This window comes from Pseudomonadota bacterium, from assembly GCA_008501635.1.
Classification (GTDB): Bacteria; Pseudomonadota; Gammaproteobacteria; order QQUJ01; family QQUJ01; genus QQUJ01.
In genome coordinates this window covers 225984-245803 of sequence record QQUJ01000010.1, presented here as the reverse complement: position 1 = coordinate 245803, position 19820 = coordinate 225984, and the positions used below count along the sequence as shown (strand labels likewise).

The 19820-nt window shown below is 62.2% G+C and carries 15 protein-coding genes; 1 reads left to right on the top strand and 14 read right to left on the bottom strand.

The features are described from left to right. Positions 1 to 62: 62 nt before the first annotated feature. The 11 genes from prpF to DWQ09_03510 all read right to left on the bottom strand — a co-directional run bounded on the left by prpF (position 63) and on the right by DWQ09_03510 (position 15606). The gene (gene prpF, locus DWQ09_03560) at positions 63 to 1241 is read right to left on the bottom strand and encodes a 2-methylaconitate cis-trans isomerase PrpF (protein KAA3629342.1); all 1179 of its coding nucleotides are present in this window, start codon (positions 1239 to 1241) and stop codon (positions 63 to 65) included. A 137-nt stretch (positions 1242 to 1378) separates the two neighbouring features. Beyond that, positions 1379 to 3973, bottom strand: coding sequence for a Fe/S-dependent 2-methylisocitrate dehydratase AcnD (gene acnD / locus DWQ09_03555; protein KAA3629341.1), 2595 nt, complete (start codon positions 3971 to 3973; stop codon positions 1379 to 1381). Positions 3974 to 4057: 84 nt separating this feature from the next. After that, complete coding sequence (locus tag DWQ09_03550) at positions 4058 to 5218, bottom strand: 2-methylcitrate synthase (GenBank protein KAA3629340.1); 1161 nt, start codon at positions 5216 to 5218, stop codon at positions 4058 to 4060. Continuing rightward, positions 5218 to 6111: a methylisocitrate lyase gene (locus DWQ09_03545; GenBank protein ID KAA3629339.1), complete on the bottom strand. Its 894-nt coding sequence runs from the start codon at positions 6109 to 6111 to the stop codon at positions 5218 to 5220. Before DWQ09_03545 ends, DWQ09_03550 begins: the two co-directional genes overlap by 1 nt. Before the next feature lie 117 nt (positions 6112 to 6228). Further along, positions 6229 to 8130 (bottom strand): propionyl-CoA synthetase, encoded by a 1902-nt coding sequence (locus DWQ09_03540; protein ID KAA3629338.1) that lies wholly within the window; start codon positions 8128 to 8130, stop codon positions 6229 to 6231. A 291-nt stretch (positions 8131 to 8421) separates the two neighbouring features. Continuing rightward, positions 8422 to 9402 (bottom strand): MBL fold metallo-hydrolase, encoded by a 981-nt coding sequence (locus tag DWQ09_03535; GenBank protein KAA3629337.1) that lies wholly within the window; start codon positions 9400 to 9402, stop codon positions 8422 to 8424. A 72-nt stretch (positions 9403 to 9474) separates the two neighbouring features. Next, on the bottom strand, positions 9475 to 10347 hold the full coding sequence (locus tag DWQ09_03530) for a YkgJ family cysteine cluster protein (protein ID KAA3629336.1): 873 nt from the start codon (positions 10345 to 10347) through the stop codon (positions 9475 to 9477). 193 nt (positions 10348 to 10540) lie between these two features. Continuing rightward, positions 10541 to 12514: an adenylyl-sulfate reductase subunit alpha gene (locus DWQ09_03525; protein ID KAA3629335.1), complete on the bottom strand. Its 1974-nt coding sequence runs from the start codon at positions 12512 to 12514 to the stop codon at positions 10541 to 10543. Between the two features lie 90 nt (positions 12515 to 12604). Further along, positions 12605 to 13072: an adenylyl-sulfate reductase subunit beta gene (gene aprB, locus DWQ09_03520; GenBank protein KAA3629334.1), complete on the bottom strand. Its 468-nt coding sequence runs from the start codon at positions 13070 to 13072 to the stop codon at positions 12605 to 12607. 228 nt (positions 13073 to 13300) lie between these two features. Then, positions 13301 to 14515, bottom strand: coding sequence for a sulfate adenylyltransferase (sat, locus tag DWQ09_03515; protein ID KAA3629333.1), 1215 nt, complete (start codon positions 14513 to 14515; stop codon positions 13301 to 13303). A 302-nt stretch (positions 14516 to 14817) separates the two neighbouring features. Then, positions 14818 to 15606, bottom strand: a complete 789-nt coding sequence (locus tag DWQ09_03510; protein ID KAA3629332.1) for a sulfite exporter TauE/SafE family protein — start codon at positions 15604 to 15606, stop codon at positions 14818 to 14820. A gap of 114 nt (positions 15607 to 15720) precedes the next feature. Between DWQ09_03510 and DWQ09_03505 the strand changes: the two genes are divergently transcribed. Then, entirely contained in the window at positions 15721 to 16680 is a 960-nt protein-coding gene (locus DWQ09_03505) for a complex I NDUFA9 subunit family protein (GenBank protein ID KAA3629331.1), read from the top strand. Here the strand turns inward: DWQ09_03505 and DWQ09_03500 are convergent. The 3 genes from DWQ09_03500 to DWQ09_03490 form a co-directional block, all read right to left on the bottom strand. Continuing rightward, positions 16586 to 17713, bottom strand: a complete 1128-nt coding sequence (locus DWQ09_03500; GenBank protein ID KAA3629330.1) for an aminopeptidase — start codon at positions 17711 to 17713, stop codon at positions 16586 to 16588. The genes DWQ09_03505 and DWQ09_03500 overlap by 95 nt on opposite strands. Positions 17714 to 18304: 591 nt before the next feature. Further along, a complete protein-coding gene (locus tag DWQ09_03495; GenBank protein KAA3629329.1) occupies positions 18305 to 18601 on the bottom strand; it encodes a hypothetical protein in 297 nt (98 codons plus the stop codon). Positions 18602 to 18907: 306 nt separating this feature from the next. Continuing rightward, positions 18908 to 19807, bottom strand: a complete 900-nt coding sequence (locus DWQ09_03490) for a methyltransferase domain-containing protein (GenBank protein KAA3629328.1) — start codon at positions 19805 to 19807, stop codon at positions 18908 to 18910. Positions 19808 to 19820 lie beyond the last annotated feature (13 nt).

Sequence of the window (19820 nt, the reverse complement as noted above, 5' to 3'; positions counted from 1 at the left end):
ACGGCAATCCTTTCTTCGAGAATCATTCCGTCCGCAATTCGTCAGCGCTGTTGTTGCGCCGTTTAAAAACAATCACCCGGCACGCGCACCCAGCCCTCCATCAGCACCCGGGCGCTGCGACTCATCACCACCTTGTCGACGCTCCATTCGCCCTCGCGTTGACTCGCTGACGCGCCCACTTTCAAGGTACCGGAGGGATGCCCGAAGGTGACCACGTTACGCTCACCGCCGCCGGCGGCGAGATTGACCAGGGTGCCGGGAATCGCCGCAGCGGTGCCGATGGCGACGGCGGCGGTGCCCATCATGGCGTGGTGCAGCTTGCCCATGGAGAGGGCGCGCACATTGAGGTCGATATCGCTCACCTGAATCAGTTTGCCGCTGGAAGCGGTGTAGTCGGCGGGTGGCGCAACGAAAGCCACCTTGGGTGTGTGCTGGCGCGCCGCCGCCTCGCTCACATCGCCGATCAGCCCCATGCGCAGCGCGCCGTGGGCGCGGATGGTCTCGAATCGGGCCAGCGCTGTGGGATCACCGTTGATCGCCTCCTGCAGCTCGGTACCGCTGTAACCGATGTCGGCGGCGTTGAGAAACACCGTGGGGATACCGGCGTTGATCATGGTGGCCTTGAAGGTGCCGATACCCGGAACGTCCAGGTCGTCGACCAGATTACCGGTGGGGAACATCGCCTCTTCCGCATCGACCGGACTCATGAACTCCACCTGCACTTCCGCCGCCGGAAAGGTGACACCATCAAGCTCGAAGTCACCGGTCTCCTGCACCTCGCCGTTGGTGATTGGCACGTGGGCGATGATGGTCTTCTCGATGTTCTTCTGCCAGATGCGCACCACGGCGATGCCGTTGTCGGGGATGCGTGACGCTTCCACCAGACCGCTGGCGATGGCGAACGAACCCACCGCTGCGCTGAGGTTGCCGCAGTTGCCGCTCCAGTCGACAAAGGGCTTGTCGATGGCCACCTGGCCGAAGAGGTAGTCGACATCGTGATCGGGGCGTTCGCTTTTCGCCAGGATCACGGCCTTGCTGGTGCTCGAGGTGGCGCCGCCCATCCCGTCAGTGTGTTTGCCGTAGGGGTCGGGGCTGCCGATGACGCGCAGCAGGAGCTGGTCGCGCGCCGCGCCCGGCACCTGCGCCGCCTCGGGCAGGTCGGCGAGATTGAAAAAGACGCCCTTGCTGGTGCCGCCGCGCATGTAGGTGGCGGGTATCCTTATCTGGGGTGCGTATGCCATTGGTATGCCTTCATGGTTCAATCATCGCGAATGAATTCGCGCCTGCAATGGTGCGGTCACCCTGTGGGAGCGGTCTCAACCGCGACCGCCGAGTCGAATCGGAGTACGGATCGCGGCAGGGCCGTCGCCCCTGCACCTCAGGCGGCCGCACCCGATTCGAGGAAGTCCTGCGCGAAACGCTGCAGCACACCACCGGCCTCATAGATGGTCACCTCCTCGGCGGTATCCAGGCGGCAGGTGACCGGTACCTCGACGGTCTCGCCGCTCTTGCGGTGGATGACCAGAGTGAGCTCGGCGCGCGGGGTGCGCTCACCGACAACGTCGTAGGTCTCGGTACCGTCGAGTGCCAGGGTCTTGCGGTTGGTACCCGCCTTGAACTCCAGCGGCAGCACGCCCATGCCCACCAGGTTGGTGCGGTGGATGCGCTCGAAGCCCTCGGCCACGATCGCCTCGACACCCGCCAGACGCACGCCCTTGGCGGCCCAGTCGCGCGAGGAACCCTGTCCGTAATCGGCACCGGCGACGATGATCAGCGGCTGCTTGCGCGCCATGTAGGTCTCGATCGCCTCCCACATGCGTGTCACCTTGCCCTCCGGCTCGATGCGCGCCAGCGAACCCTGCTTCACGTTGCCCTCCTCGTCGCGCACCATCTCGTTGAACAGTTTCGGGTTGGCGAAGGTGGCACGTTGCGCGGTCAGGTGATCGCCGCGGTGGGTGGCGTAGGAGTTGAAGTCCTCTTCCGGCAGGCCCATTTTGGTCAGGTACTCGCCGGCCGCGCTGCTCGCCAGGATGGCGCTCGACGGCGAGAGGTGATCGGTGGTGATGTTGTCACCGACAACCACCAGCGGACGCATCCCCCGCAGTGTGCGTTCGCCCGCCAACGCGCCCTCCCAGTAGGGCGGACGACGGATGTAGGTGCTCTGCGGACGCCAGTCGTAGAGTGGACTCTGGGCCGCTTCCACCTGACCCAGATCGAACATCGGCGTGTAGATGGCCTTGAACTGCTCGGGCTTGACGCTGGCCCTGACGATGGCGTCGACCTCCTCGTCGCTCGGCCAGATGTCCTTCAGCGTGATGGGTTTGCCGTTTTTGTCGACGCCCAACGTATCCTGCTCGATATCGAAGCGGATGGTGCCGGCGATGGCGTAGGCGACCACCAGCGGTGGCGAGGCGAGGAAGGCCTGCTTGGCATAGGGGTGGATGCGGCCATCGAAGTTGCGGTTGCCGGAGAGCACCGCCGTGGCGTAGAGGTCGCGGTCGATGATCTCCTGCTGGATCTTCGGGTCGAGCGCGCCGCTCATGCCGTTACACGTGGTACAGGCAAAGCCGACGATACCAAAGCCGAGCTTTTCCAGTTCGGGCAGCAGCTTGGCCTCTTCCAGGTAGAGCTGGACCACCTTCGAGCCGGGCGCCAGCGAACTCTTCACCCACGGCTTGCGGGTCAGGCCCAGCGCGTTGGCCTTCTTCGCCAGCAGCGCGGCGGCGATGACGTTGCGCGGATTGCTGGTGTTGGTGCAGCTGGTGATGGCGGCGATGATCACCGCCCCGTCGGGCATCAGGCCCGCTTCGTTTTCCACCGTGCCGGCAATACCGCGCCTGGCGAGTTCGGAAGTCGGCACGCGGCGGTGCGGATTGGAGGGCCCGGCGATGTTGCGGCCCACGCTGGAGAGATCGAACTGGAGCACCCGTTCGTACTCGGCGTTCTTCAGGCTGTCCGCCCACAGGCCGGCGGTTTTGGCGTAGGTCTCCACCAGCCGCACCTGTTCGGGTTCGCGCCCGGTCAGCTTCAGGTAATCGATGGTCTGCTGGTCGATGTAGAACATCGCCGCGGTGGCGCCGAACTCCGGCGTCATGTTGGAGATGGTGGCGCGGTCGCCCAGCGTGAGCTGCGCCACGCCCTCACCATAGAATTCCAGGTAACTGGAGACCACCTTTTCGGCGCGCAGGAACTCGGTCAACGCCAGCACCACGTCGGTGGCGGTGATGCCCGGCCGGCGGGTACCGGTGATCTCGACACCGATGATGTCGGGCAGGCGCATCCAGGAGGCACGGCCCAGCATCACGCTCTCGGCTTCGAGGCCGCCGACACCGATGGCGATCACGCCCAGCGCATCCACGTGCGGTGTGTGGCTGTCGGTACCGACCAGGGTATCGGGGAAGGCCACGCCGTCACGGGCGTGGATCACCGGCGACATCTTCTCGAGGTTTATCTGGTGCATGATGCCGTTGCCGGGCCCGATCACTTCGACATTTTTGAACGCGGTCTTGGTCCAGTTGATGAAGTGGAAGCGGTCCTCGTTTCGCCGATCCTCGATGGCGCGGTTCTTCTCGAAGGCGTCCTTTTCGAAACCGGCATGCTCGACGGCCAGCGAGTGATCGACGATCAGCTGCGTCGGCACCACCGGGTTGACTTGCGACGGGTCGCCGCCCTTCTCGGCGATGGCGTCGCGCAGCCCGGCGAGATCGACCAGGGCTGTCTGACCGAGGATGTCGTGGCAGACCACCCGCGCCGGGAACCAGGGAAAGTCGCGCTCGCGCTTGCGCTCGATGATCTGCCTGAGCGAGGCGTCCAGCTCAGCGGGATCGCAGCGGCGCACCAGGTTCTCGGCCAGCACGCGCGAGGTGTAGGGCAGCGTGTCATAGGCACCGGGCTGAATCGCCTCGACCGCCTCGCGGGCGTCGAAGTAGTCCAGAGCGGTACCCGGCAGGGGTTTACGGTATGCAGTGTTCATAGGTCACCTACCAATCCGGCAATGCTCGGTAAAGGGTTTGATCCACGAGGCCGGCTGCGGATGGCCTCGCGGGACCGATCCCGATCAGCGGCGTTTTTCGATCGGCACGAACTTCTGGTTCTCCGGACCGATGTAGTTGGCGCTCGGGCGGATGATCTTGCCGTCGATGCGCTGTTCGATGATGTGCGCGGCCCAGCCGGCGGTGCGTGCGATGACGAACAGCGGCGTGAACATGGTGGTGGGCACGCCCATCATGTGATACGAAACGGCACTGAACCAGTCGAGGTTGGGGAACATCTTCTTTGCGTCCCACATCGTCGCCTCGAGGCGATCGGCGATGTTGAAGAGCTTCAGGTTGCCCGCCTCCTTGGAGAGCTCTTTTGCCAGCTTCTTGATCACCTGATTGCGCGGATCGCTGATGGTGTAGACCGGATGGCCGAAACCGATGATGATCTCCTTGTTCTCGACGCGGCGGCGGATATCGGCTTCGGCCTCATCGGGATCGTTGTAGCGGCTCTGGGTGATGAACGCCTCCTCATTGGCGCCGCCATGTTTCGGTCCGCGCAGGGCGCCGATGGCGCCGGTCATGGCCGAATAGATATCGGTGTTGGTGCCGGTAATCACCCGCGCGGTGAAAGTGGACGCGTTGAACTCGTGCTCGGCATAGAGCACCAGCGAGATGTGCATCGCCCGCACCCAGGATTCTTGCGGTGCAGTACCGTGCAGCAGGTGCAGGAAGTGGCCGCCGATGGAGTCGTCGTCGGTCTCGACATCGATGAAGTTGCCGTTCACCGCATAGTGATACCAGTAGAGCAGCATCGAACCGAGGCTCGCCATCATGCGATCGGCGATATCGCGCGCTTCCGCGATGGGGTGGCTGTCTTTCTCCGGCAGGCAGGTACCGAGCACCGAGATGCCGGTGCGCATTACATCCATGGGATGCGCCGAGGGCGGGATCGCCTCCAGCGTCTGCTTTACGGCGGCGGGCAGGCCGCGCAGCGATTTCAGCTTCGCCTTATAGGCCGCGAGCTCCGCCCTGTTGGGCAGTTTTTCGTGAATCAGCAGATGGGCGATCTCTTCGAATTCGCAGCGTTCGGCGAGATCGAGGATGTCGTAGCCGCGGTAGTGCAGATCGTTGCCGGTGCGCCCCACCGTGCAGACGGCCGTATTGCCCGCCGCAGTGCCGGAGAGCGCGACGGATTTCTTTACCTTCTTCGAGAGATCTTCTTTCTTGGCCTGGCTCATTATTGGGTCTCCTTGGTAACTGAAAACAGGGCGTCGAGTTTTTGCTCGTACGCGTGGTATCCGAGATAGTCGTAGAGATCGGCACGGCTCTGCATGGTATCGACGACGTTCATCTGCGTTCCCTCTTTGCGCAACGTCTGATAGACATTGAGCGCGGCGGCGGCGGCGGCGCGAAACGTGGACAGCGGATAGAGCACCAGCGAGACGCCATTGGCGCCCAGCTCTTCGGTGGTAAACAGTGGCGTCGAACCGAACTCGGTGATGTTGGCCAGCACCGGCACGCGCACCGCGTCGGCAAACTGATGGTACATGGCGAGTTCGGTGATCGCCTCGGGGAAGATCATGTCGGCGCCCGCCTCTACGCAGGCCGAGGCGCGATCGATGGCCGACTGCAGCCCTTCGACGGCCAGCGCGTCGGTGCGCGCCATGATGACGAAGTTGTCGTCGGTCCTGGCATCCACCGCCGCCTTGACGCGATCCACCATCTCCTCCTGCGAAACGATGGCCTTGCCGGGACGATGGCCGCAGCGCTTCTGCGCCACCTGATCTTCGATATGCACTGCGGCCACTCCCGCCTTGATCATCGACTTGACGGTACGGGCGATGTTGAAGGCGCCGCCCCAGCCGGTATCGATATCCACCAGCAACGGCAGATCGGTGACATCGGTGATACGCCTGGCGTCGATCAGCACATCTTCCAGGGTGGTGATGCCGAGATCGGGGATGCCGCACGAGCAGGCCGCGACACCGCCGCCCGACAGATACAACGCCCGGTAGCCGCTACGCTCCGCCAGACGGGCAAAGTAGGCATTGACGCAGCCGACCACTTGCAACGGCGTCTCTTCTTTGACGGCAGCGCGAAAGCGCGCGCCGGAACTGGATAACTGGGACATGACAATCACTCCATCAATACATTGCGGATACAACCGTAATGTAGGAGCGGCGGAAGCCGCGAACCGCTGATAGGGACGGTCGCAATCGCGGCTTCCGCCGCTCCTACAACGTCGGATCTACGCGCTCTTGGGATAGCCCAAACCTTTCAACGAGCCGGTAATCTCCTCGAGGATGGCCGGGTCGTCGATGGTAGCGGGTACCCTGACCTCCTTGCCGTCGGCGATCTGCTTCATGGTGCCGCGCAGGATCTTGCCCGAACGCGTCTTGGGCAGACGCTGCACCGTGGTCACCAGCTTGAAGGCCGCCACGGGACCGATCTTCTCGCGCACCAGGCTGACCAGCTCCTTGCGCACCTCGTCCTCACTGCGATCAGCACCCGCCTTGAGCACGACCATACCCAGCGGCAGCTCGCCCTTGAAGCTGTCCTCGACGCCGAACACCGCGCACTCGGCCACATCCGGATGCGCGGCCAGCACCTCCTCCATGGCACCCGTGGAGAGGCGGTGACCGGCGACATTGATGACGTCGTCGATGCGGCTCATGATCCACAGGTATCCGTCGTCGTCCTTGAATCCGGCATCGCCGGTGAGGTAGTACCCTTCGTAGCGCGACAGATAGGAGTCCTTGTAGCGCTGGTCGGCATTCCACAGGGTGGGCAGCGTGCCCGGGGGCAGCGGCAGTTTGATCACGATGGCGCCGATATCGCCGTGCTTGACCTGCCTGCCCTCTTCGTCGAGCACCTGCACGTCGTAACCGCACACCGCGCGGGTGGGCGAGCCGGCCTTGATCTCCAGCGCCTCGATCCCCAGGCAGTTGGCGGCGATGGCCCAGCCGGTCTCGGTCTGCCACCAGTGATCGACCACCGGCACCCGGAGCTTCTCCTGCGCCCAGAACAGGGTGTCGGGATCGCAGCGCTCGCCGGCCAGAAACAGGGCGCGGAAGTTGGCGAGATCGTACTTCTTGATGTGCTCGCCCTCGGGATCTTCCTTCTTGATGGCGCGAAACGCGGTCGGTGCGGTGAATAGCGTGCGTACGTTGTGCTCGCTGATGATGCGCCAGAAGGTGCCCGGATCGGGCGTGCCCACCGGCTTGCCTTCGAAGACGATGGTGGTGTTGCCGTTCAGCAGCGGTCCATAAACGATGTAGGAGTGCCCGACGACCCAGCCCACATCCGAAGCCGCCCAATAGACCTCGCCGGGCTGTACACCGTAGACATACTCCATGGACCAGCGCAGCGCGACCGCATGGCCGCCGTTGTCGCGCACCACGCCCTTGGGCTGGCCGGTGGTGCCGGAGGTGTAGAGGATGTAGAGCGGGTCGGTGGCCGCGACCGGCACGCAATCGGCCGGCTCGACGCCCTGCTGCGCGGCGTTCCATTCCAGATCGCGACCCTCGATCAGCGTCGCCTCCGCCTGCGGCCGCTGCAGGATGATGCACTTCTCGGGCTTGTGGGTGGCCAGTTCGATCGCACCGTCCAGCAGCGGCTTGTAGGCGACCACGCGGCTCGGCTCGATGCCGCAGCTGGCGGAGACCATCACTCTGGGCTTGGCATCGTCGATACGGGTGGCCAGCTCCTTGGCGGCGAAACCGCCGAATACCACCGAATGGATCGCGCCGAGGCGCGCGCAGGCAAGCATGGCGATCGCCGCCTCGGGCACCATGGGCATGTAGATGATGACGCGGTCGCCCTTGGTGACACCCTGCGCCTTCAAGGCGCCGGCGAACAGGGCAACGGCATCGCGCAGCTCGCGGTAACTGTAGGTGCGCTTGGTGTTGGTGACGGGACTGTCGTAGATGATGGCTGCCTGGTCGGCGCGACCCTTTTCCACGTGACGATCGACCGCGTTGTAGCAGGTATTGAGTTCACCGCCCTGATACCAGCGGTAGAAGGGAGGATTGGAGTCATCGAGCACCTTGTCCCATTTTCTGTACCAATCGATCCCGGCCGCGGCATCGGCCCAGAAACCGGCCTTGTCGTCGATGGAGCGCTGGTACATCGCGTCTGGCTTGCTGGTCATGATCTCCCCCTCCTCGTTATGTTCCGGTTGCCTGGACCCGCAGGGGTCTGGCCGCACGAAATTTCTCGGGTGCTTCTCGGGTGTAGCAGTCGAAGTGACTTCCTTCAACTGGACGCACGGGGGGATGGTGCCTGTACCTGACCCGTGGCCGGGAACTGATGTGGCAGAATTCTACGCGAAGAAAAATAAAATAAGCAAGTATATCAATTACTTATAACGATTGGGCATAAAAGCCATAACTGCTGGTTATCAAAGAGCCTACTACAATGCCGTACGGTTACTTATTGAGTTTCACGCACTTTCACGGCGCATCAGCCACGCTTCCAGGCCTTGGGCATTGACCTCGATGTCATCGCCGATACGGGCGAAGAGCTCTGCGTTGCTGAAGGGCGAGCCGTGCGCGTGCAGGCGCTCGGCCATCTGCATGGCCAGTGCGTTGCGCAGGGCACCATGGTTGCCGGCGTTCTCCAGCGCCAGCTCCACGCACGCCTCGATCAGGTGATGCAGGTCATCGGCCAGGCGCTCCACCTGCTCGATGCGGCTGTAGTGGGTCGGGTACATGCAAACCGGGGAGAAGGCCATCATACGCTCCAGCGAGGCGTGCCACGCCTGGGGATCGAACTGGGTGGGGGCGCTGGGCAGATAGACGAAGGGACCTTTGTCGGTGTCGAAGGTGCGCAACGACATGCCGAAGGTATCGCCGGTGAAGAAGCCGCGGCTGCGTTCATCCCAGACACAGAAATGATGGTAGGCGTGTCCCGGTGTATCGATGAACTTCAACACCCGGCCATTGAAATCGAGTTCGAAGCCGTCGGGTGCCTCGATGACGCGCTCGGCGGCGACCGGTACGGCCTCGCCGTAGGTCGTGCGCATCACCTCCGCGCCATAGACAGCCGTGGCACCGGCCCACAGTTTGGCGGGATCGATCATGTGCCGTGCCCCGCGCGGGTGGATCACCAGGCGCGCGTTGGGCAGCGCCGCCATCAGACTGCCGGCGCCGCCGGCGTGATCGAGGTGGACATGGGTGGGGATGACGTAATCGACCGCCGCACGATCGATGCCACGCGCGTCTAGGGTGGCGAGCAGATGCGGCACCCCCAGCGCCGTACCGGTTTCGACGAAGGCGTAGCGTCCCCCTGAGCCCATCAGGTAGCTGGCGGCCAGTTCCGGCTGCAGGAAGCCGGTATCGATACAGAGGATATCGTCGGGCAGTTCTCGCGGGGGTCGGTGTTCCACGGTGCAACTCACAGGGTCATGGGCCGGGGGGCTCATGCTGGCAGCTCACACCGGGGGCGTCAACGCACCCGCGTCATCCCCCGCCACCCCGGGGTGCGGCGCTTTCGACTATTCCGCCGCCCCTTCGCGATCGCGCATCGCAATCGACATCTCGCCGAACAGCACCTGCTTGAGGAAGCGATAGCCGAACTCCAGCAGCGCCACCTCATCGTTCTTGAGCTGGTCGAGCAACTCATCGTCGATCACGTAGGCCTGCTGAAAACCGCTGCTCAATACGAACCCGCGGAAATCGTCGAGGTTGTAGCAGGTCATGAAAAAGAGCCGCAGGCTGCGCTCCGAGGGCTTGCCAACGGCGGGTCCCGCTGATTTTTTCTTCAGTATCAGTTCGCGCCAGCCGAGACTGTGAGCATCGTATTCATCGAGACCCTGTTCCTCGCGGTACTCATCGATGGTCAGTTCGTTGTCTTCCTCGTGCCCCTTGCAATGCTCCTCCTTGACTACCGCGTAGTAATCCTTCTGCCCGCTCGTGCCCGTTTCGTGCAGCGAGAGCAGCCCCACCGGGTAGTAACGGCAGGCCGCCGGGCGGTCCTCGTAGACGCTGCACCCCTCATCGGTCATGAACAGGCACTGCGGACTGTCGTCCAGGGTGCGCAGCTTGACCCCGGCAATCCCCTTGGGCTCGAACTCGAAGGGTACGGCATAGTCGCGCAAAAAGGCGTCGGAGCGCAGGCCCAGCCGATTCTTCAGGCGCACGATGTCGTAGGGCGTCAGCGTGACATCGGCGTTCTTGCAGCAGGCATTGAAACACGAGATGCCCTTGTAGCAGCGGAAACGGATCTTGTGCGAGCCCTCGTAGCGTACGGGGACAACGGGACTGGTCCAGGATTTGGCGTCAGACTGGCTCATAAAAGGATCTCCACAATCGAGAGCGGGCCCGTAAGGGCAATGCAGGAGCGGCGGAAGCCGCGTATTTTGGGCCATTGCCCTGCGCGGCTTCCGCCGCTCCTGCAAAGAGAGGTTAGCTGCGAGTTTCTGCAATTGTTTCAACAATTGGTGCGCGTGACTACCACACAATTCGGCGTGAATTCGCAACTGTGAAATGAAGCCGGGCGCCCTCAGGCGCCCGGCATTTTGGTGCTATACCGCGAACACTGCTTCGCGGCTGCCGCCGCTCCTACTTGAAGAGCTTCGACTTGTCGACCAGATCGACGTGCTCGCGCTTGAACACGTTCCACTTCTTCGACGTCTTGTCGTAGGTGGAGTTGACGAAGCACTTCCAGTTCTCTTCGTCCACATAGTTGTGGTCCATACGATAGTAGAAACCGGGGTAACGGCTCTCTTCGCGGAACTGGATGTGCTTCATGTGGGCTTCCGCCGTCAGGATGCGGTGGTAGTTCTCCCAGGCACGCAGCAGTTCGTGCAGATCCTTGGCCCGCATCTTCTGGGCGTCTTCCTTCAGCATCTCCAGCTTGGCTTCGGCCACATCCAGCATCTTGGCGTTGGTTTTGTACCAGGTCGCCACACCCGCCACGTACTCGTCCATGATCTTCTGCAGGCGGAACTGCAGCATCTTGGGCGTGATGAAGTGGGGATTGACGTCGATGGCGGAGCTGTAGTCCTTGTGCTCGATGTAGTTGCGCACCGGCTTGTAGATCTCTTCGACCAACTGTTCCACGGAGGCATCGAGCTCGGGCTTCAGATCCTTGTTGTCCATCACGTACTTGACCATCGCCTTGGCCGCGAGACGGCCTTCGGCGTGCGAGCCGGAGGAGAACTTGTGACCGGAGGCACCCACGCCGTCACCGGCGGTGAACAGGCCGTTGATGGTGGTCATGGAGCGATAACCCCAGTTCCACTCGGCCGGCGCGCCCAGATCCTCGGGACCGGAGACCCAGATGCCGCAGCAGCCGGAGTGCGAGCCCAGCAGGTAGGGTTCGGTGGGCATCAGCTCGGAGTTGGTCTTCTCCGGCTCGATGTTCTCACCCGCCCAGACACCGGCCTGGCCGATACACATGTCGAGAAAGTCCTCCCACGCCTCGGCTTCGAGGTGCTTCACCTCTTTCGGGGTCAGGCTCTCGCGCAGATCGGCCAATGCGGTGACGGTATCCATGTAGATCGGGCCGCGGCCTTCGATCATCTCGTGCATCATGAGATGGTTGCGCAGGCAGGAGGCCGGAACGGCGGCCTGACCGTAGGGCGGATACTGATCCAGCATCGCCTTGTTGGTCTCCATATAGACATCGCCAAAGGCGTTGGTGGCCTTGGATTTGAACAGCAGGAACCAGGCGCCGACCGGGCCGTAACCGTCCTTGAAGCGGGCGGGCACGAAACGGTTTTCCATCATGGTGAGCTCGGCACCGGCCTCGGCGGCCATGGCATAGGTGGAACCCGCGTTCCACACCGGGTACCAGGCACGACCCGTGCCCTCGCCGACGGAGCGCGGACGGAAGATGTTCACCGCGCCGCCGCACACCAGCAGACAGGCCTTGAACTTGTAGACGACCACTTTGTGCTCGCGCACCGAGAAACCAACGGCACCGGCGATACGCTTGGGATCGTTCTTGTCATTGATCAACTTGACGATGAAGATACGCTCTTCGATGTTGTCCACACCCAGCGCCTTCTGCGCCGCCTCGGCGACGATCCACTTGTAGGATTCGCCGTTGATCATGATCTGCCACTTACCCGAACGCACCGGCTTGGCACCATCGCGCAGTGAAGGGATGCCCTCGCGCTGGGCCGCGGCACCGTCATGGCGCACGCCCTCGGCGTCGGTCTTCCAGATCGGCAGGCCCCAGTCCTCGAACAGGTGCACCGAATCGTCGACGTGACGGCCCAGGTCGTAGGCCAGATCGTCGCGGGTGATACCCATCAGATCGTTAGAGACCATGCGCGCGTAGTCGGCCGGATCCTGCTCGGTGCCGATGTAGGTGTTGATCGCCGAGAGGCCCTGCGCCACCGCACCCGAGCGCGGCAGAGCGGCCTTGTCGACCAGCTTGACCTTGATGTCGACGCCGGCCTCTTTGGCAGCTTCGACCCACGGCACGATTTCATAAGCGGCACCGCAGGCGGCCATACCGCCACCGATGATGAGGATGTCCACCTCTTCCTGGACAACCTCGGGATTTCCAAATGTTCCTTCAGCCATTTTCGTTACCTCGTTGCCTTTTCGACATTCGACGCCGTCGCAACCCGTGGGAGCGGCGGCAGCCGCGATAATTCGCGCCTTCCAGCGCTCCTACAAGCGGGTCAGCTCGCTGCGATTGCCCGGTTTCTGAACTCCGCCCAGGTTGAAGAATCCTGCCTCGCCGATCTTGCTGATGTCGGCCTTGGGCTTACCGGTGTAGGGCTCGATGGAGCCCTCCGGGGTGGTGCGGATCGGGAACTTGAAGCGTTTCATGGTCCCGTTACGGAACTTGATGGTCCAGATGATGGAGTCGGACCCGCGCAATGGCTGGACGCTGGCGCCCATGGGCACGATGTCGGCGTAGTGACGCGCCTCGATGGCCTGCTGCGGGCAGATCTTCACGCAGGAGTAGCACTCCCAGCACTGCTCCGGCTCCTGATTGTAGGCCTTCATGGCGTGGCCGGTGACGGAACCGTCTTTGTCCAGCGCCATCAGGTCATGGGGGCAGATGTACATGCAAGCGGTCTTGTCCTGACCCTTGCAGCCATCGCACTTGTCGGTACGTACGAATGTTGGCATCGTCTTTCTCTCCACTGCAGTTGGAATTTGATCGGGCCATGAAATCGATCGTCGTGATCGATTCATGGTGCGACAAGGGCGGTACATGTCCGCCCTTGTCTCACGCGGTTTTCTTCCGCGCCGAGGCGTCCCTGCCTCGGCTACCCACCGGCAATGGCCATTGCCGGATGGGTGGGTACATCCCGGGGATGCGGCCGGGACAAAGGCCCCGGAAAATCGATAACGCCGTCAGCGCGCCGAGTGGCCGCTCAACTTCACCTCGACCTTCTCACCGTCTTTGAGACTGGCGTAGTACTCGCGCAGAATGGCCAGCACCTCGGGACGACTGAAGTTATGCGGCACCTCGGTACCCTCCGAGAGCGCCTTGCGCAATTTGGTGCCAGAGAGCATCAGGCGATCTTCGGCGCTGTGCGGGCAGGTCTTCATCGACGACATGCCTTCGCACTTGTCGCACCAGAAGGTCCAGTCGATCTTCAGCGGCTGGGTCTCCAGGGCATCAGCCGGAATCTCACCGAAGATGTGATGGGCGTCGAAGGGGCCGTAATAGTCACCGACACCGGCGTGATCGCGCCCGACGATCAGGTGCGAGCAGCCGTAGTTCTGGCGGAACAGCGCGTGCAGCAGCGCCTCACGCGGCCCCGCGTAGCGCATATCGAGCGGGTAACCCGCCTGCACCACGGTGTCCTGCACGAAGTAGTTCTCCATCAGGGTGTCGATGGCGCGCACCCGCACTTCGGCCGGGATATCGCCGGGCTTCAGTTTGCCGAGCAGCGAGTGCACCAGCACGCCGTCGCAGATCTCGACCGCGATCTTGGCCAGGTACTCGTGCGAGCGGTGCATCGGGTTGCGGGTCTGGAACGCGGCAACCGTGCTCCAGCCTTTGGAGGTGAACAGTTCGCGCGTCTCGGCGGGGGTCAGGAAGATGCCCGGATACTTTTCCGGGAAGCCACCCAGCGACAGCACCTTGATCGGACCGGCGAGATTGACGTCGCCCTGGCCCATCACCATCTGCACGCCCGGGTGCTCGTCGTCGGTGGTCTTGAACACCGTCATGCACTCATGGGCCTTGTCGATGGTGTACTTCTCGGTCACCTGCATGGTGGCCATGATCTCGCCGTCGACGGTGACCAGGGCAATGTCCTGACCCTCCTTGATGCTGGCGGCGCTCAGCGTGTCGGTGGACAACGTGATCGGGATCGGCCAGAAGAGGCCGCTGGCTGTCTTCATACCATCGCAGACACCGGACCAATCGGCGTGCGTCATGAAACCGGTCAGCGGCGTAAAACCGCCGATACCCATCATTACCAGATCGCCCGCTTCGCGCGAGCTGACGCGCACTTGCGGCAATGCGGCGGCGCGGGTCTGCTCCTGCTCCAGAGCGGCACCGGCCAGCAACAGGGGCTTGAGCTCTCCCCCCCCATGGGGATTCACCAGCTTGGACATGATTCGATTCTCTATTTGTCAGCCCGTGTAGCGAAATGCGAGTGGTTGACACGCAAAACACGGGCGTAGGGCTGCACCAGGAAGAAAAACCTTAAGGGAGCCGGCAGGGGGGTGCCAAACAGGTATTATCACTGCGGGTATAAAGACGCCTTATTTAACCGACGCGCGCGTCAATCCCATCGCCTGTCTTGCTGTGAACCTTTCTCAAAATCCCCCGCCTGCTGTGCCGGTCGCTCGTGGTTCCGGCGCCAGGCGCGGCGAGCGTGGTTGGGTCATCCCAATGAGCGAGCCGCAACGCCGCGTCATCCCAGCAACATGCGTAACCCGACGACGGCGAGAAAAAGCGCAAAAAAGCGCTTCAGACCCTGGGCGGGAATCTGGTGCGCCCAACGCGCCCCCAGCGGAGCAAACAGCACGCTGGCAACGGCAATGCCGGCAACGGCGGGCCAGTAGAGATAGCCCGTGCTCCACGCTGGCAGGCCCGGTTCGTTCAGGCCCGTCACCAGGAAGCCGGCACTCCCGGCAATCGCAATCGGGAGCCCGCAGGCGGCGGAGATCGCCACAGCGTTGCGCATCGCAACGTTGCACCAGACCAGGAACGGCACGGCCAAACTCCCGCCGCCTATCCCCACCACCGCCGAAACGGCACCGATGACGATGCCCACCGCGCTGCTGGCGAGTGTGCCGGGCAGCTCGCGGTGCGGTGCGGGTTTGGCGCCCAAACCCATCTGCGCGGCGACCAGCAGCACGAAAACGGCGAACACCCGGCGCAGCACATCGGCCGGCAGCCAGTCGGCGATCACCGCCCCGAGCAGGCTGCCCACGACGATACCCGGTGTCAGCCGCCAGAATACCGGCCACCGCACCGCGCCGTGCAGGTGATGGGCGCGCACCGATGAGATCGAGGTAAGCACGATGGTCGCCAGCGAGGTGCCGACCGCCATGTGCACCAGTAACGCCTCGTTGAATCCCTGGGCATGAAAGATGAACACCAGCGCCGGCACGATGACGAGACCGCCGCCGACACCCAGCAGTCCGGCCAGCGTGCCCGCCAGCGCTCCGGTGACGAGGTAGATGAGTAAGAATTCCATGAGTGGCAATACCACTGTTGCTCTTCGCCGGTTAGCCTACACGGATTCTCGCGAGATGCCAGAAACCGAGCCTACACTTCAAGTGAGGCTGGACAATCAACAACGGAGCGAATCATGCAAGAGCGAACCGTATGTATCCTCGGTGGTACCGGTTTCGTCGGTAGCTGGATGGTCACCCGCCTGGTCGATGCCGGCTACCAGGTGCGGATCCCGACGCGCCACGCCCACCGGGCACGGCATCTGCGGCTGCTGCCCACTGCGCAGGTGATCGAGGCCAACGTGTACGACCCCGACACACTGGAAGGCTTGGTCTCCGGCTGCGCGGCGGCGATCAACCTGGTGGGCATCCTCAACGAACGAGGGCGCGATGGCAGCGGGTTTCGCAAGGCGCATGTCGAGCTGCCCGAGCGACTGATCGCCGCCTGCCAGGCGCGCGGGGTAACGCGGCTGCTGCACATGAGCGCATTGCATGCCGATGCCCACGGCGGCTTGAGCCACTACCTGCGCACCAAGGGCGAAGCGGAAGCGCTGGTCCATGCCGCGCCCAACCTGGAGACGACCAGCTTTCGCCCGTCGGTGATCTTCGGACCCGGCGACAGCTTCTTCAACCGCTTCGCCAAGCTGCTGCGCCTGACGCCGTGGATCTTCCCACTGGCCTGCCCCGAGTCACGCTTCGCCCCGATCTACGTCGATGACGTCGCCAGCGCCTTTGTCCATGCCCTCGACAATCCGGCCACTATCGGCCAACGTTACGATCTCTGCGGCCCGCAGATCTTCACCCTGCGCGAACTGGTCGCCTATGCCAGCCGCCAGATCGGTAAGCGGCATTGGATCCTGGGATTGAGCGACGGCCTGTCGAAGCTGCAGGCGCGGTTGCTGGAGTTCGTCCCGGGCAAACCGATGTCGCTCGACAACTACCACTCGCTGCAGACCGACAGCATCTGTAGCGGTCCCATCGCGGAAGAACTGGGTGTCGTCCCTACGGCAATCGATTCGGTCGTGCCGCAGTACCTGGGTCGCCGGAGTCAACGCGCGAGCTACGACGCGTTGCGACAGGTGACCCGTCGCGGCTAAGCGCCGCCAGACGCTGTTTTCGCTCCTCCGGCGCCAGGCCGCCGATGCGTTTCGCAGCACGATAGAAGGCGGCGAAATCGCCGTGCTCGTTCTCCAGCAGCGCCGCGAAGGCCGGCACCCAACTCCGATAGGTGGCGACGGCGCTCAGTTTGGCGTTGTTGAGATCGCTGGCGAACCATGCGTCGTAACCACGGTAGTCTCCCCAGCGATCACGCAGCGCGGCGTACTGCATGCGCATCCGCTGATAGATCTCTGCCTTCGCATGGCGCTTACCGGAATCCGGCTCAGCGTTGGCGTAGAGTTGCACCAGTTGCTCGCGCGTCGCGGACACCAACGCCAGGAACTCGCCCTGACGCCCCTGCTGATCGGCATACGCCACCCGCTCCGACGCTTCGCCGTACTGTTGCAGATAGCGCCGCACACCGGCCAGCTGCACCGCCGTCGCGAAACTTTCGTTAAAGGCACTGTCATCGTCGATATAGAGCTGCTGGTGAGCCAGCTCATGGAACACCAAGCCCGCCAGTTGATGGCGCGGCAGATCCAAAAAGGTGTTGAGCACCGGATCGTCGAACCAACCCAGCGTCGAGTAGGCGCGAATTCCCGCCACCGACACATCCTTGCCCTCGGCCTTCAGTCCGGCGGCGAACAGGCGTGCATCGCGTTCATCGAAATAGCCCCGGTAAGCCAGACAGCCCACCATCAAAAAACACCACTGCTCCGGTTGCAGTGAAAACTCCGGCGTGGCAAAGACATTCCACACCGCGTAGGGGCGATCGAGATCGGCGTAGATCCGGTAACTGTCGTTGTCGGGCAGCGCCAATTCGCGCGTGGCGAAGTCGCGGATCTTCAGCACTTCGAGCAGTTTTTCGCGGGTTGCAGTCGGCACTGTTTCATCGGCTGCCACTTCGCTGATGGGGCGGCGTTTGCTCATCAGGTCGAGTTGGCCGGTGATGGATTGGGAGTAATAGCTGAGGTTGGAGCAGCCGGTGAGCAGAAGGGTTGCTACGAGTGTGACTAGGGATTTAAGGTTCATTCAGACCGTCTGCCGGGACTCTGTTTCGTCATGCCTTCAAAGCCTGCCCCGGTATGGTAATGGCCTGGGCCGGTATCCAGGAGTTTAACGGGTTAAGTGCGGCTGCGCTGAAGGGGATGGGAACGTCAGAACCGGAACCCTGGATTGTGGGTGCGTTATGCGCACCGGCTCAGCAGACAAAAACAACCCGTAGGGCGCAATAACCGAAGGGCATTGCACCGCATGTCGATTCCATCCCTCAATCCCGTCTCACCAACCCCAGCCCCTCCTTATTGATAATTGGTCAATCACCTCACGCCGTTTGCCATTGGACATGGAAAAACGGACGGAATACCGGGATAGATTCAATTTCCACTAATACTTGAGTGTTCAAATAATCGCACTCACACCTCTGCGCTACTCGGCGTTGCCGACGGTGAGCACTAGTATCGTCGCAGTCAGCAGAAAACAAATCTGCCACCTTAACGTTCCGTCACCTATACGCCACTTTTCTGCCTTTTCCGGGAACTCCCCTTATCGCTTCAACCATTCGATTGCGCCATCGAAATGGTCGAACACTTTGATCGTAAATCCTCGATTGACCGCAATGCTCTAAAAAAGGAGCTCATGGGCAGTGAGGCGGGAATACAAGACCGCGCTCTTGAGATTCCGGAGCCCTTCGGCCAACTCATCTTGCGGGTTTGCCGTTTCGAATGCCTGCGCCACTCCGGTGATGACCTTTGTCTTTGTCAAGTCGTACAGAAAGAGACGGCATTTGTGCTCAGAGGAAATCCGCAACGTGGCCCCTTGCAGCGCTACACTGTCCTTCGGGCTATGAAACTCACCAGTCACGTGACCGTGCAGATACCCCGTGTCGTATCGAGATCGTAGTCGTACTCCATAATTCATCGCCCAAAGGTTTCTTACAGTTCCGGAGAAATTTTACTTGGCTGCATATTCAATCGTCAGGCGCGCAAAGCGCACCTCGCAATCCCTGGTTCCGGTGTTGACGTTCCCGCCTCTTTGAGGCCTGATCCAAGCCAAGCTGCACTACTCGGCGCTACCGACGGGGCGGGAACATCAGAATCAGAACCCTAGCCTGTGGGTGTGCTATGCACACCAGAAAATTGCAATCCTAACAGGGTCGTCTCATAGACTTTCTTATTTCACCGTAATTGCCTATCCGTTAACCCCGACTGATCCCCGTTCACCCCCTCATATACCTTGGACCGTGGTCAGTTCGACGTCGAGGGTCATACCACCATCGACCGCAAATGCCTGCCAGCGCAGGATGACTTCGTCCTGGAGAACCTCGCGCTGATCCGCGCTTGCCTTGCCAACTAGCTCGGCAAGCGGTGTGCTAAAGATGTACTGCCAGATGAAATCCTGCGGCGCGGGGAGCAGGAGCGTTCTGTTTGTCTTTTGAATTTCGATGTCGGAAAAACCAGCGTCAGCCATGAGACTTCTGAGCCTATCGGCATCGTGGAGCGAGAAGACCACATTGACGAAGGCAGCGCACTTGGGATCGATGTTTTTGGCGAGCGCCTCCGCAAGCGCGACAAAGATCGCCGGCGTGGGACCCGGCAGGTTCAGAATCACACGACCACCCCGCTTGAGTATCCGTCGAATTTCTTTGAGGGCCTTGAGCTTGTCGGGAATGAACTGCAAGCCCATCTGGCACAGGACGACGTCGAATGACGCATCTGCAAGCGGCATCGCCTCGGCGCTGGTTTCGTACCAATCAATCGCCAGATCCTTCGGCGTCACAGTTCGGGCAACGGAGAGCATTCCGGGATTCACATCCAGTCCGGCGACGGTTGCGCCCTGGCAAACCTGTTGGGCAGCGAGCCGGGTCACGACGCCGGTGCCGCATGCGACATCGAGAACTTTCTCCCCCGGTTTCAGGTCGGCCGCTACGATGAGATCGTTCGCAAGTGGCTCGCCGATGGCCGGCACGAAGAATCGCTCGTAATTCTCTGGTCCGGTACCGCAGTAATTTGCTTCATCGAATGCTAGCTGAGTCATGGTGTCCTCCTTGGGTGAGACAGGATGTCTACTCTTCGACAACCAATCATAGGAGGGCCAACCAGGTGTTTCATCGCGCAAATTGACCATCGGCGTTCAGTTC